The organism is Marivita sp. (genome assembly GCF_020055675.1).
In the GTDB taxonomy this organism is placed as follows: domain Bacteria; phylum Pseudomonadota; class Alphaproteobacteria; order Rhodobacterales; family Rhodobacteraceae; genus Marivita.
This window is the reverse complement of sequence record NZ_JAIPUS010000002.1, coordinates 156,637-169,695: the sequence shown is the minus strand read 5'-3', so window position 1 is coordinate 169,695 and position 13,059 is coordinate 156,637. Positions and strand designations below refer to the sequence as shown.

Genomic DNA, 13,059 nt, shown 5'->3' with positions numbered 1-13,059 from the left:
CTGCGCCGGCGCACGCCTTCTTTCCAAACTCGCGACGGGTCTCAGCCTGGCCGCATCGGGCTTTGGTTGTCCGCACTGGAGAGCGTCATGTCAAAGATCTTCAAAGCCATCGACGAGAACGCGGAGCGCTGGCTCCTGCTTGTCTTCTACGTGATGCTCGTGGGCACGATGTTCATCGAGGTCATTCGGCGGGAGGTCTTCTCCTACTCTTCGATCTGGGGCGAAGAAATTGTCCGCTACTCTTTCATCTACCTTGCCTGGATCGGCGCGGCGGCCGCGGTCAAGGTGCGCGGTCATATCCGTATCGACGTGCTGATGCATTACGTGCCTCGGAAGGCAAAGACGCTGCTCTACATTTTCGGCGACATCGTCATGTTCGTCGTTGCCTGCATCGCGCTCTACTGGTCGTTCGAGTCGGTGCATGTTTCGTGGAAATTCAACTCGGTGACGCACGGGCTGCGGATCAGCCAGGTCTGGTTTCTCATGGCTGTGCCCATCGGCTTCTTTCTCATGATCCTGCGGCTGGTACAGAGCTTTCTTCGCGACCTTTCCGACCTTCGAGCGGGCCGTCCCGTCTACGAAGGCAACAAACTGTTCGATTGAGGGGGCTGGCTCATGCTGTGGCAACAGGTTGGCGCACCGGTACTGGAACTGGGCTGGGATTTCTACGCCTCCGTCATCCTCTTCGTGGTGCTCGTGGCATTGGCCGTGCCTGTCTGGGCCGCCATCGGCGCGGCCACGGTCCTCATGCTCGTCTGGTCTGGGGCGCTGCCGCTCAGCCTTCTGGGTGAAAAGCTCTTCTCCGGGATCGACGCTTTCGCACTGACCGCCGTTCCGCTCTTCATCCTGACAGGCGACGTGCTCGTGCGAACGGGGCTCTCGCGCAAGTTTCTCGATGTGGCCGAGGCGCTGACCTGCTGGGCCAGGGGCGGCTTCGGGGCGGCCACGGTACTGGTGTGCGGCATGTTCGCGGCAATCTCCGGCTCGGATGCGGCTGGGGCCGCCGCCGTGGGCCGCATGACGATCGACCGCCTTGTGGAATCCGGCTATCCGCGCCCCTACGCCTGCGCGCTCGTGGCTGCGGGTGCCTGTACCGGTATCCTCATCCCGCCGTCCATCGCCTACATCATCATCGGCCTCGTGCTGGGTATCGCGGTTTCCACGCTGTTTCTCGCCGCCGTGATCCCGGGCATTCTGATCCTCGTGTCGATCCTTGTGACCAACGTGGTCATGAACCGGCTCAACGCCTGGGAAGGCGGCGGTATCATGACGCCGGCGGAATGGCGGGCCAACCTTTGGCGGACGATCGCATCCGGCTGGTATGCGTTTCTCGTGCCCGGTATCATCTTCTACGGGATTTTCTCGGGCCGGCTGACGCCGACCGAAGCAGGGGCCGTGGCCGTCGTCGTGACCATCGCCATCGGCTTCATCATCGGCACGCTGAAGCTCTCCGACTTCCCTGCCATGCTGGTGGGTTCGGCCAAGGTCAACGGGGTGATCCTGCCGATCATCGCCTTCTCGATCCCGCTGGCCGAGGCGCTGGCCATCATCGGTGTGCCGCAGGGGTTTGTCGGCGTGATGACCTCGATGACCAGCAACGAATACATGCTCATTGCGATCATGGTTCTTATCCTTGTGGCGGCGGGCTGCGTGATGGAGACGACACCGAACATCGTGATCCTCGCGCCGATCCTCTACCCGCTGGCGCAGGAGATCGAGATGAACCAGATTCAGTTCTGCGTCATGATGATCACGGCCCTGGGTGTGGGATTCATCACGCCGCCTCTGGGTCTCAACCTCTTCGTTGTATCGGGCATAACCGGTGAGTCGATCCTCAAGATCGCCTACCGCGCGATCCCGTTCGTCTTCTTCATGTTGATCGTGACGCTGATGATCGCCTATATCCCGGTCTTTTCTACGTCCCTCCTTCCCGATATCTACCGATAGGACGCATAATTCCATGACACGCGAATATCTCAAGAGAGCCTCCCTGACTGCGACAAGCGGTGCCTCCGATGTGAGTGAAACGGTAAAGGGTATACTGGACGACATCGAAGCCGGTGGTGATGCCAAGGCGCTCGAATATGCTGCCAAGTTCGACCAGTACGCGGGCAATGTCATTCTGACACCCGAGGAAATCGCGCATGCCGCCGCGCTGGTGCCCGAGAAGATCAAGCGCGACATCGAATTCAGCCATGCCAATGTCAAGCGGTTTGCCGAGGCACAGAAGGCGACCTTGGCCAATGTGGAGGTCGAAGTCGTGCCCGGGCTGATTGCCGGACAGAAGACAATCCCCGTGGATGCGGCGGGCTGCTACGTGCCCGGCGGGCGCTACAGCCATATCGCGTCGGCCATCATGACAGTGACCACGGCCAAGGTGGCAGGTTGCAGGCACATCGTGGCGTGTTCGCCGCCCCGTCCAGGCGTGGGTATCGCACCGGCGATCGTCTATGCCGCGCATGTCTGCGGCGCCGACAAGATCATGGCGATGGGCGGGGTTCAGGGCGTGGCCGCCATGACCTTCGGCCTGTTCGGCCTGCCAGCCGCCAACATCCTGGTCGGCCCCGGCAACCAGTTCGTGGCCGAGGCCAAGCGCATCCTTTTCGGACGTGTCGGTATCGACATGATCGCGGGACCGACCGACAGCCTGATCCTTGCGGACAAGACGGCCGATCCGATGGTCGTGGCCACGGACCTCGTCGGACAAGCCGAGCATGGCTACAACTCGCCTGTCTGGGTCGTCACGGACCATCGGCCGCTCGCAGAAGAAGTTATGCGTCTTGTTCCCCAGCTCATCGATGACTTGCCCGAGGTGAACCGCGAGAACGCGACAGCCGCGTGGCGTGACTATGCCGAGGTGATCCTGTGCGGCGACCGTGAGGAGATGGCCGCAACCTCCGACGACTACGCGCCCGAGCACCTGACTGTCATGGCCGAGGAACTCGATTGGTGGCTCGATTGCCTGACTTGCTACGGATCGCTCTTTCTGGGCGAGGAGACGACGGTGGCCTTTGGGGACAAGGCGTCGGGTACCAACCACGTGCTGCCCACGTCGCGCGCCGCAACATATACTGGTGGCCTGTCTGTCCACAAGTACATGAAGATCGTGACCTGGCAGCGGTCCACGCCTGATGCGATGAAGCCAGTGGCGCAGGCGACAGCGCGGATTTCGCGGCTGGAGGGCATGGAGGCCCATGCCCGCACGGCAGATATCCGGCTGGCGAAGTACTTCCCCGGCGAGAATTTCGACCTGACGGCGGAAGAATAACCCATGCAGGCCAGCGCGTTGACAGATCTGAGCGGGCATGTCGCCTGTGTCACAGGTGCCAGCTCCGGGCTTGGCCGGCGCGCGGCGCAGGTGCTCAGTCAGGCAGGTGCCTCTGTCGTGGCCGTTGCGCGCCGGCCCGACGCGCTAGCCTCTTTGCGGGATGAGGCGTCGGGTCCCCTCGCGGCGCTCCCCTTCGATCTGGCGGACCGTGCGGGATTGGCTGATCTGGCCGCGCGTGCGGCCGACCCCTTCGGCGCGCCTGACATTCTGGTTCATGCTGCCGGCCTCAACACCCGCGAGACGGCGGATGCTGTCACGCCCGAGGGGTGGGACAGCACGATGAACCTCAACCTTGCCGTGCCCTTCTTCCTGTCTCAGCACATGGTGCCGGCGATGAAGGCCAAGGGGTGGGGGCGGATCGTCAATTTCGCCTCCCTGCAAAGCCACCGCGCCTTTCCTGGAGGGCTGAGTTACGGTGCCTCGAAGGGCGGGATCAGCCAACTCACCCGCGCCATGGCAGAGGCGTGGTCGCGCGACGGGATAAATGTGAACGCCATCGGTCCGGGCTTTTTCCGCACCGAGTTGACCGCCGCCGTGTTCAGCGACCCGGAGCGCGCTGCTCGCAATGCCGCGCAGACCTGCATCGGACGCAATGGAGAGCCCGAGGATATCGACGGGCCGCTGCTGTTTCTCTGTTCCGAGGCCTCTGGCTATGTCACCGGGCAGGTTCTCATGGTCGATGGGGGGTTCACGGCAAAATGAAGGCGCTGATCTATACAGGACCCCAAAAGCTGACCTACCGGGAGGTGCCCGGTCCCGCCGCGTCGGGCGATCACCACTTGATCCGCATCGACAGCGTCGGGATCTGCGGTTCGGACATGCACGCCTATCTGGGCCATGACGACCGGCGGCCTGCGCCGCTGATCCTGGGCCATGAGGGGGCGGGCACGATCGTGGGTGGGCCCCGGGATGGTATGCGCGTGACCATCAACCCGCTGGTGACCTGCGGCGCGTGCCGGTCTTGCCGCGCGGGGCGCGACAATCTCTGCACCACGCGCCAGATCATTTCCATGCCGCCCCGCGAAGGGGCCTTCGCGCAATACGTGGCCATGCCCGAGCGCAACCTGGTGGCCGTCCCCGACGGGATTTCACTGGAACAAGCAGCGCTTGCCGAACCCATCGCAGTGAGCTGGCACGCCGTGCGGCTGGGGCTCGAGGCCGCGCCAGCCGATATGCGGCAGACCGCATTGGTCATCGGGGGCGGTGCCATCGGCGTCGCCGCTGCGATCAGTCTCATCGCGCAGGACGTGGATGACGTGACGCTGGTGGAGCCCAACCCGCTGCGCCGGAGTTATCTCACGATGCACAGTCGCTACCGTGTCTGTGCGCCAGAGGATGTGGAGGGCCAGCTCTTCGACCTTGTGGTTGATGCGGTCGGCCACGATGCGACCCGTGCGGCAGCCTCCGCAGCGGCCGCTCCGGGCGGCGTGATTCTGCACATCGGTCTTGCAGGCGGTTCCGCGGGCTTTGATATCCGGCGCATCACGCTGCAGGAAATCACTGTGATCGGGACCTATACCTACACGGCACAGGATTTTCGCGACGCTGTCGCGGCCATGTTCGATGGCCGTCTGGGCCAACTCGACTGGACCGAGGCGAGGCCCCTGTCCGAGGGCGCACAGGCCTTCGCGGACATCCGCTCAGGGGCGATTGCCGCTCCCAAGATCCTTCTCAAACCAGACTGAACCGGAAAGATTCATGTCGAAACCCGTCCGTCGTCGGATCATTTCCGACGCGTGAGCGATTTTCGGATTGGAGGCTCTGGCCCATGCTCGATCAGGTTCACGCGGTTTCATTCTCCTGGCCCACGCGCCCCGTGAGCATGGCTTTAGGTTTTGTTCAACCCCTTGCCCTGTCGAGGTTTGGTCCCTCTCCGTTGATAGCATAATGCGCAGGAAAGGAGCCGAACGATCGGTACAGGAAGAATAGGAGAATTCCGCAAGGATGCTGTTCGGATCACACAGACCAAGGTCCGAATGCATCAAGTGAAGAAGGCGCTCAGCTAAACGCTAAGGCTGCTTCGTGTCGAATGTCCCGGAAAAAATGAAGGCGACGGACAAAGGGAGGAGATGAGCGCCGCCTTGCAAGTTCTGACAACTTCAGGGGGGAGGAAAGAAGCTGCCGTACCCACTAGATAGGTACGGTTATTTACCGCCACAATAGCCCTTGCTGCAGGACAGCGATGCAGCTGCGGTATTTCTCAGCGCCCAGATGTTTGCGCATCTTGTGTCCGAAGCCATCCAGAAAATATTTCCCTTGTTGATTGCCAAACCCTGTGCAAGCTTGCCGCTTATTCACGACGGCTAACCCGTCGTGCAGCTCCGCTGTCTCCGCGATTTGGGAGGAGAGCGTTGCAGACAGCGGAGCAAACTCTACCTTGTCCAACATAAATCCAGCAAACGAGGGCAGAAACATTACAGCACCGATCATCGTTCAAAAATCACCATACCCTGTCGAGGTTGAAGAGGGCAAAAATTACTTCTGGTGCGCTTGTGGCAAAAGCAGCAAGCAGCCGTTCTGCGACGGGAGCCACAAGGACAGTGGCATTGCTCCTGTCAAGTACACAGCAGATGCCAGCAAGCGCGTGTTCTTCTGCGGATGTAAACACAGCAGCAAGCAGCCGCTATGTGACGGTGCACACAGCAAATTGTAAGCTGCAACTTCCGCGTGGAAATTCATTTGCTGCGCGGCAGCGCTCAAATGATGCAGCCGGTCTATCCTTGAGCGATCCAAACAGACCCCTGTCTGAAAGACAGAAGGGCAGGCACTTATTACGCCAATACCATGTGCCAGTTGTTTCTGGACATAAACAAAGCAGTGGGTTGAAAGACGCGTCGCGCCATCCAGGTCAACACTCTTACATCACCAGACCGGCCAATAAGAGTGTAGGTGCGCGCTTGCTGACTGCAATTGCCGGGCAGCCATATCTCGACCATTCAGCGCTACATCGACGTGAATTCAGAGCAGCCGAGCGAGGTGGTCGGGCTGTTTCCCAATAGAGGCCGTCACAAGGCCAAGTCATTGACAAACTTCAACAGCCGCTTGCCGTTACCGCACGTCAAAGATCGCGCCTCGTGGCAAAGGTGCTCTTTTGTAATTTAGACGTATACTTAAGATAGTTTGCGCAATACTTAAACTGCGGGCACGCTGATGGAAAATAAGGCATTTTCATGTTTTCATATAACATTGGCATTGATCTGGGCACGGCCAATACAGTTATCGTTACAGCAAAAAAGGGTATCATTCTAGATGAGCCGTCTGTTGTTGCTTTTCACGTGTCCAAAGGGGTAAAAACTTTCTTGGCCGTGGGTGAGCATGCAAAGTCGATGCTTGGCAAGGCACCCGAAAGCATTGTTGCAAGCCAGCCATTAAGTGATGGTGTGATCGCAGACTTTGATCACGCTGAAACTATGATTAAAGAATTTTTCAAAAAGGCAATACCACGCAGCAAACACTTCAAACTAAAGGCTGTCGTCTGTGTGCCTTTCGGCGCAACGCCTGTGGAAAAAAGAGCAATACAGCAGGCCGTAAAAGCCGCCGGTGCAAGCTCCGCCGGACTGCTGGAGGAGCCAATGGCCGCAGCTTTAGGCGCGAAACTTCCAGTCTTGGAACCGAAAGGATCAATGATTGTTGATATTGGTGGCGGTACTACAGAGGTTGCAGTTGTAGCTCTTGGTGGAATAGTTGAAGCAAGCTCGATAAAGATTGGTGGCAATCATTTTGACTCTGCCCTGATTCAAAGCGTAAAGAAGAATCTTAGCCTCAAAATAGGTGGAGCAACAGCGGAGAAAATTAAGCTTCAAATTGGCTCCGCCACAGTTCACGATAAAGTCGATTGCGCAGAGCCACTTGTAATTTCCGGCGTTGGAAGCATGGATAGAGTCCCTAGATCAGCGAGCACGAAACAGCAAGACTACTGCACGGCTGTGAGGCCGTTGATCAATAGGATTGAAAGTGGCATCAGGAGCGTCCTGGAAAGAACGCCTCCGGATTTGGCATCTGATGTCTATCAAGATGGCATAACACTCACTGGCGGCGGCAGTCTTTTAAAAGAGTTGGATACGGAACTCACAAGACGTTTGAACATCCAGGTTGTTGTGGCAGAAAATCCAAAATATTGTGTTGCCTACGGTGCTGCTTGCGCCGTCGCAATGGGTAAAAAGTTCACTCACGCCATTGAGTATGACTGACCACCTTGTTCAAGGTCGACTATCTATCAGTCTATCGGATGCAAGCCGGACCCAAATTGCCGAGTCTTTTCATGCAGTCCGTATTCGCGTTGGATTTGAGTATCGTGCGCCTGGTTCCACTCGGTTGGCAAATTGGTCGTTCTTGAGAGGTGGCTCCGGAAATCTGCAAAGCCGGGATAGGTGGATTTTCCGCACAACTGGGGCATCATGCTGCCAGCGAGGAGAAGTCTCTGGTAAGACGACCACGCCGGCATCACAGCCCGGCATTTCAGACGAAAGTAGCGGTAACCGTGATCAAGGGCGAGAGCACGCTGATCGAACTGGCGCAGGATTTTGACGTTCAACAGAACCAGATCAAGCAGTGGCAGGCGAAGCTGCGAAGGGCGAGCCGGAACCGGTGGTCGACGTGAAGACCTTGCAAGCAAAGCTCGGAATTCTGACGCTGGAGAGCGATTTTTTGTCTGCTGCGTTCGACAAGGCGGGGAGGGGCGACGGGTATCACCTGCATCTTATGGCACGCGGGTTTACCTATCTTGCCGCCGTGTTGGACTGGTTCAAACGGCGGGTCCTGGGATGGCGGGTATCGATCACGCTGGAGGCTGACTTTTGCATAGAAGCGATGGAGGAAGCGCTGCCAAACCACCGCAGGCCCGAGGTCTTCAATACGGATCAGGACAGTTCACCTCGACCGACGTCATCAAGGTGTTGGCCGCTCGTGAGATCAGGAACCGCATGGACGGAAAAGACGCTGGGCGCGACAAGGTCTTCATTGAGCGCCTCTGGCGGAGCATCAAACACGCGGAAGTCTACCTGCGGGCCCATGCCAGCGTGTCCAATACCCGAAGCGGTCGCGGCGCAACAAAGGCGGAAAACCACTTGAGAAAAGACCGGCAACCGTTCAGGCACCGCGAACCACCTCCATGGAGAGCCAGCCATTCCCGAGGTGACGCCGTTACCGTTCGGCTCCCGCTCGGGACCGCGCGAACAGGGCATCACGCTGATGAGGGGCGTCGCCGTGCGGACTGCCATCGCAGTACGATCTCGGCGATCAGCAAATAGGGCACGAAAAACGCGACGACCTGGATCTGGTCGAACACCCCGGTGAACGCCTTGTTCGAGGCAATACCGCCGGTTGTCGCGTACCAAATTGCGTAATGCATGCGATAAATCCATGATCCGACCGCCAGCACGACCAAGCGCACGGCCCAGGCGAAATGACGACGCATGTCCTTGGCCAAGGCGTAATAGATTGTGTTGATCGCCGTCCAGATCATGGCGGCCCCGTAAATGGCGAACCACAGGCTCATCCACCAGCCGCCAATGGTGCCGTTCAGCGTGATATAAACGAGCCCGCCAAGCCCTGTCGCAACGGCCAGCACGAAAAGAACATAACCGAATCGCCGGTGTAGCCCTGGCCAGCGGCGACGGACAATCGGCAAGGCCTGAAGCGGGGCGCCAAAGGTCACTACGGCGCCCGCCATCATATGCAATGCGATTCCGGCATTGGCCAGGATGGTATCGTCCTGAAAGACACGCGAAATCTCGCCAGGGGCTTGGGACATCAGGCCGCGCAGGCCAAGATCGCCAGAATAGACAACGAACCAACCCGTGTTCAGGGCCAACAGCAAAAGAAGCAAAGTCGGAAGGTAACGCCGCATGACGCCCTGATAGCGCGTAACCGGTTATCGGCTCAACATGGCAAGTGGAGATACAGAAGGGTCTGGACCAGGCCATAAGTCTCGTGCGGGGGCGGTTGCTGTGGTGATCCGCTTTGGCCAATTGTCCTGTTGACACTGGGGCGCCAGCCCCTGAACATTATGCCATGCGAAAAAATTCTGATCTTGAGGGCCACCTGCGCGAAGTAAGGGACATCGCCGATCTCGGGCTGGACATGTCCGACGGCTGCCGCCTTTCGATCCGCGCCTGGATCCCTGCGGATGCCGAGGCGCGTCCTGTTCCGGCCATTGTCGAGCACCTGCCGTACCGCAAACGCGACGGGACTACGGCCCGTGACGAGATCAGCCATCCGTGGATGGCCGCGCGGGGCTATGCGGTGTTGCGCGTGGACATGCGCGGCAACGGTGACAGTCATGGGCTGATGGAGGACGAATACACCCAGCAGGAACTGGACGATGCTGTCGAGATCATCAACTGGGCCGCAAGCCAGCCCTGGTGCACCGGCAATGTCGGCATGCAGGGGATCAGCTGGGGCGGGTTCAACGGCCTCCAGGTTGCAGCGATGGCCCCCGAGCCGCTCAAGGCGATCATCACGCTCTGCTCTACGGTCGATCGTTTTGCCGATGACATTCATTACAAGGGCGGGTGCCTGCTGAATGAAAATCTCGCTTGGTCCTCGACTATGTGGGCCTATTCCTCGCGGCCGCCAGACCCTGCGTTGAGAGACGATTGGCGCGACCTCTGGATGACACGGCTGGAACACGAGCCGTTTCTCATTTCCACGTGGCTGCGTCACCAGAAGCGGGACGCCTATTGGGAACATGGCTCGATCTGCGAAGACTATCGCGCGATTGAAGCGAAGGTTCTGGCCCTGAGCGGCTGGGCCGATGGCTACAAGAACACCGTTCCGGCGCTGGTCGACAATATCGAGGGTGCCAAAGGCATTCTCGGCCCCTGGGTGCACCTTTACCCGCATATCGCGGTGCCAGAGCCAAGGATCGGTTTCCTGCAGGAGGCCAAGCGCTGGTGGGACCGCTGGCTCAAAGGTGAAGAAACGGGCGTCGAGGAGGATCCGGCGATGCGCATGTACCTGATGGAAGGCCATGCACCGTCGCGGATCAATCAACCAAAGGAGGGCATCTGGATCGCCGACGCGCAAACCGGCGGCGCGATGCGCAGTCTGGCGCTGGGTGCGGGAGGCCGGCTTGGCGGCGCGGCGACCGAGATTTCGGTGCCGGTGGCCAGCGATGCGACCTGCGGGCTGGGCGGCTCGGAATACTATGCCATCGGGCGCGGTCCGGAGCTGAGCGGCGATCAGCGCGTCGATGACCTGCACTCCGCTGTGTGGACGGGTGACACGCTGGAAAGTGCCGTCGATATCGTCGGGCAGCCAAAGCTGACCCTCAGGCTGAGCGCCGATACACAGCAAGGGCAGATCGCTGTGCGGTTGAATCATGTGCACCCGGACGGCCAAAGCACGCGGATCACTTATGGCGTGCTCAACCTCGCGCATCGCGACAGCCACGCGGCCCCCGAGCCGATGGAGCCGGGCCGATTTTATGACGTGGAGGTGGTGCTGGACCAGATCGCCTATCGCGTGCCGCAGGGGCATCGCATCGCCGTCGCGGTCTCGACCGCTTACTGGCCGTTGATCTGGCCCGCACCCGAACGAACCGCACTGACGATCACGCAAGGCGCATTGGACCTGCCCGAGCGGGCTGCCGCGACAGCGGAGGAATGGCGCTTCGAGCCGCCCGATGGCGCAGAAGGCTGGCAGACCGAAGAGCTGCGCAGCCCCGAGAATATCCGCCGCGAGACGCATGATCTTGCGACGGGGGAGGTGACGCTCGTCATCGAGGATGATTTCGGCAAGCGCCGCGATCTGGTGCATGGGCTCGTGAGCGGTGGTGTCAGCCGGGAACGATGGACGATTCGTCCGGACGATCCGCTTTCGGCGCGGGCAGAGACGCATTGGACCCAAGAGACCGAACGGGAGGGGTTGATCCTGCGCACCGAGACATATGCGCAGATGTCGAGCGATGCGCAGGATTTCCATCTCAGTGCACGGATCGAGGCCTATGAGAACGACATATTGGTGTATGAAAGGGACGTCGCCGACAAGATCGCAAGAGACCATCAGTAGGAGCCAATCCCCGATCAGGGAGGAAAACCTTGCCCTGACCGAAGGCATGGGTTTTTATTGACTGGATAATCAAGAAAAATTCCACAGCGCATCCAATACGCTGGAAAAAAACATCAACATGGAGACAGTTATGAAAGATCAACTCGACTATTTGAAGGTCAACGCTGCGTTGGGCCGTATTTCGCGCCGAGAATTCTTCGGCCGCGCGGCAGCGTTGGGTGTAACCGCGGTGGCAGCCAACACGATGCTGGCAGGAGCCGTTCGCGCGGCAGGCCCGCAAAAGGGCGGGACAATCAAAGTCGGTATTCAAGGTGGCGGTTCGGGCGATAGCCTTGATCCGGCGCTGGCCGCCAACGCGACAATGTCGCAAATCGTGCGTATGTGGGGCGAGCCCCTGGTTGAACTGGCCGATGACGGCGGGCTGAATGGCAAAGTGGCCGAGAGCTATTCTTCCTCGCCGGATGCCAAGGTCTGGACCTTCAACATCCGCCCGGACATCACCTTCTCGAACGGCAAGACAGTAACGGCGGACGACGTTCTCGCCACGATTGAACGCCACTCTGGCGAAGACACAAAATCGGGCGCCCTTGGCCTCTTGCGCGGCATCAAGTCCATGAGCGCGCCGGATGCGTCGACATTCGTGCTGGAATTGGACGCTCCCAATGCCGACCTTCCGTACCTCATGTCCGATTATCACCTGATGATCCAACCGAACGGCGGCAAGGACGACCCGACCGCCTGCATTGGCAGCGGTCCTTACACGCTGGCCTCGGCGGATATGGGTGTGCGCCTCGTGTTCGAGAAGAACCCCAACCACTGGGACAGCGCGATCGGCCATGCCTCGACCGTGGAACTCATCATCATCAATGACGACACGGCCCGCGTCGCCGCGCTGCAATCGGGTCAGGTGCATATGGTCAACCGTGTTCCTCCGCGCACGGCGGGTCTGGTCGGTCGCGCCCCGAACATCACGATCAGAAGCAAGTCGGGCCCGGGACACTATGTGTTCATCGCTCATGTCGACACGGCGCCATTCGACAATCAAGACGTCATGATGGCGTTGAAATACGCGATGAACCGCGAGGAAATGGTCGAAAAGATCCTGTCCGGTTATGGAACGGTGGGCAACGATACGCCGATCAACGCGTCCTATCCGCTTTATACCGAACTGGAGCAGCGCGCCTACGATCCGGACAAGGCGGCCTTCCACTGGAAGAAGTCGGGCCAGACGGACCCTGTCCTCCTGCGCACCTCGGACAACGCCTTCCCGGGCGCGCCGGACGCCGCGGCGCTCTTCCAGCAGACCTGTGAAGCGGCCGGCATCCCCGTCGAGATCAAGCGAGAGCCGAACGACGGTTACTGGTCGGAGGTCTGGAACGTCCAGCCCTTCTGCACCAGCTACTGGGGCGGCCGCCCGACGCAGGATCAGATGTTCACCACCGCCTATCTGAGCACGGCGGACTGGAACGACACCCGCTTCAAGAACGAGCAATTCGACCAGCTTCTCTTGGCGGCACGCGCAGAGCTGGACGAGGCCAAGCGAACCCAGATGTATGCCGACATGGGGTCGATGGTGCGCGACGAAGGTGGCCTCATCTGCCCGATGTTCAACGACTTCATCGACGGAATGAGCGACGAGGTCGCCGGATTCCGCGAAGGCACCCCGGGCTTCGAGTTGATGAACTTCTACGCGCCGATCGAAATGTGGGTCACCGCATAAT

11 protein-coding genes and 1 pseudogene are annotated in these 13,059 nt (G+C 59.7%); 10 read left to right on the top strand and 2 right to left on the bottom strand.

What is annotated here, in order from left to right; all coding sequences use genetic code 11:
- The first annotated feature begins 87 nt into the window (after window positions 1-87).
- The 5 genes from LCF59_RS02670 to LCF59_RS02650 are packed head-to-tail and all read left to right on the top strand — an operon-like array spanning window position 88 to window position 5,013.
- Window positions 88-603 carry a TRAP transporter small permease gene (locus tag LCF59_RS02670; RefSeq protein WP_292285312.1) on the top strand — a complete coding sequence of 172 codons (516 nt, stop codon included), beginning with the start codon at window positions 88-90 and terminating at the stop codon, window positions 601-603.
- 12 nt (window positions 604-615) lie between these two features.
- Window positions 616-1,947, top strand: coding sequence for a TRAP transporter large permease (locus LCF59_RS02665; protein WP_292285310.1), 1,332 nt, complete (start codon window positions 616-618; stop codon window positions 1,945-1,947).
- A gap of 13 nt (window positions 1,948-1,960) precedes the next feature.
- Window positions 1,961-3,268 carry a histidinol dehydrogenase gene (gene hisD, locus LCF59_RS02660; protein ID WP_292285308.1) on the top strand — a complete coding sequence of 436 codons (1,308 nt, stop codon included), beginning with the start codon at window positions 1,961-1,963 and terminating at the stop codon, window positions 3,266-3,268.
- A 3-nt stretch (window positions 3,269-3,271) separates the two neighbouring features.
- Entirely contained in the window at window positions 3,272-4,030 is a 759-nt protein-coding gene (locus tag LCF59_RS02655; RefSeq protein WP_292285306.1) for an SDR family oxidoreductase, read from the top strand.
- The gene (locus tag LCF59_RS02650) at window positions 4,027-5,013 is read left to right on the top strand and encodes an alcohol dehydrogenase catalytic domain-containing protein (protein WP_292285304.1); all 987 of its coding nucleotides are present in this window, start codon (window positions 4,027-4,029) and stop codon (window positions 5,011-5,013) included. Before LCF59_RS02655 ends, LCF59_RS02650 begins: the two co-directional genes overlap by 4 nt.
- Window positions 5,014-5,476: 463 nt before the next feature.
- Here the strand turns inward: LCF59_RS02650 and LCF59_RS02645 are convergent, their stop codons facing one another.
- Window positions 5,477-5,758, bottom strand: coding sequence for a hypothetical protein (locus LCF59_RS02645; RefSeq protein WP_292285468.1), 282 nt, complete (start codon window positions 5,756-5,758; stop codon window positions 5,477-5,479).
- Between LCF59_RS02645 and LCF59_RS02640 the strand changes: the two genes are divergently transcribed.
- The 3 genes and pseudogenes from LCF59_RS02640 to LCF59_RS02630 all read left to right on the top strand — a co-directional run.
- Complete coding sequence (locus LCF59_RS02640) at window positions 5,742-5,981, top strand: CDGSH iron-sulfur domain-containing protein (RefSeq protein WP_292285458.1); 240 nt, start codon at window positions 5,742-5,744, stop codon at window positions 5,979-5,981. The two genes, LCF59_RS02645 and LCF59_RS02640, sit on opposite strands and share 17 nt — an antisense overlap.
- A gap of 517 nt (window positions 5,982-6,498) precedes the next feature.
- Entirely contained in the window at window positions 6,499-7,518 is a 1,020-nt protein-coding gene (locus LCF59_RS02635) for a rod shape-determining protein (protein WP_292285302.1), read from the top strand.
- 197 nt (window positions 7,519-7,715) lie between these two features.
- A pseudogene (locus LCF59_RS02630) lies at window positions 7,716-8,373 on the top strand (DDE-type integrase/transposase/recombinase); the annotation flags it as partial.
- Window positions 8,374-8,510: 137 nt separating this feature from the next.
- Here LCF59_RS02630 and LCF59_RS02625 read toward each other — a convergent pair.
- A complete protein-coding gene (locus LCF59_RS02625) occupies window positions 8,511-9,176 on the bottom strand; it encodes a DUF2306 domain-containing protein (protein ID WP_292285300.1) in 666 nt (221 codons plus the stop codon).
- Between the two features lie 164 nt (window positions 9,177-9,340).
- Between LCF59_RS02625 and LCF59_RS02620 the strand changes: the two genes are divergently transcribed.
- Both LCF59_RS02620 and LCF59_RS02615 read left to right on the top strand, forming a co-directional pair.
- Complete coding sequence (locus LCF59_RS02620; protein ID WP_292285298.1) at window positions 9,341-11,338, top strand: CocE/NonD family hydrolase; 1,998 nt, start codon at window positions 9,341-9,343, stop codon at window positions 11,336-11,338.
- A 130-nt stretch (window positions 11,339-11,468) separates the two neighbouring features.
- Window positions 11,469-13,058 (top strand): ABC transporter substrate-binding protein, encoded by a 1,590-nt coding sequence (locus tag LCF59_RS02615; protein WP_292285296.1) that lies wholly within the window; start codon window positions 11,469-11,471, stop codon window positions 13,056-13,058.
- Window position 13,059 lies beyond the last annotated feature (1 nt).

Excerpts from the sequence above, each read along its gene's own strand:
- LCF59_RS02670 (WP_292285312.1), top strand. The coding sequence starts at position 88 with ATGTCAAAGATCTTCAAAGCCATCGACGAGAACGCGGAGCGCTGGCTC.
- LCF59_RS02665 (WP_292285310.1), top strand. The coding sequence starts at position 616 with ATGCTGTGGCAACAGGTTGGCGCACCGGTACTGGAACTGGGCTGGGAT.
- hisD (WP_292285308.1), top strand. The coding sequence starts at position 1,961 with ATGACACGCGAATATCTCAAGAGAGCCTCCCTGACTGCGACAAGCGGT.
- LCF59_RS02655 (WP_292285306.1), top strand. The coding sequence starts at position 3,272 with ATGCAGGCCAGCGCGTTGACAGATCTGAGCGGGCATGTCGCCTGTGTC.
- LCF59_RS02650 (WP_292285304.1), top strand. The coding sequence starts at position 4,027 with ATGAAGGCGCTGATCTATACAGGACCCCAAAAGCTGACCTACCGGGAG.
- LCF59_RS02645 (WP_292285468.1), bottom strand. The coding sequence starts at position 5,758 with ATGATCGGTGCTGTAATGTTTCTGCCCTCGTTTGCTGGATTTATGTTG.
- LCF59_RS02635 (WP_292285302.1), top strand. The coding sequence starts at position 6,499 with ATGTTTTCATATAACATTGGCATTGATCTGGGCACGGCCAATACAGTT.
- LCF59_RS02625 (WP_292285300.1), bottom strand. The coding sequence starts at position 9,176 with ATGCGGCGTTACCTTCCGACTTTGCTTCTTTTGCTGTTGGCCCTGAAC.
- LCF59_RS02620 (WP_292285298.1), top strand. The coding sequence starts at position 9,341 with ATGCGAAAAAATTCTGATCTTGAGGGCCACCTGCGCGAAGTAAGGGAC.
- LCF59_RS02615 (WP_292285296.1), top strand. The coding sequence starts at position 11,469 with ATGAAAGATCAACTCGACTATTTGAAGGTCAACGCTGCGTTGGGCCGT.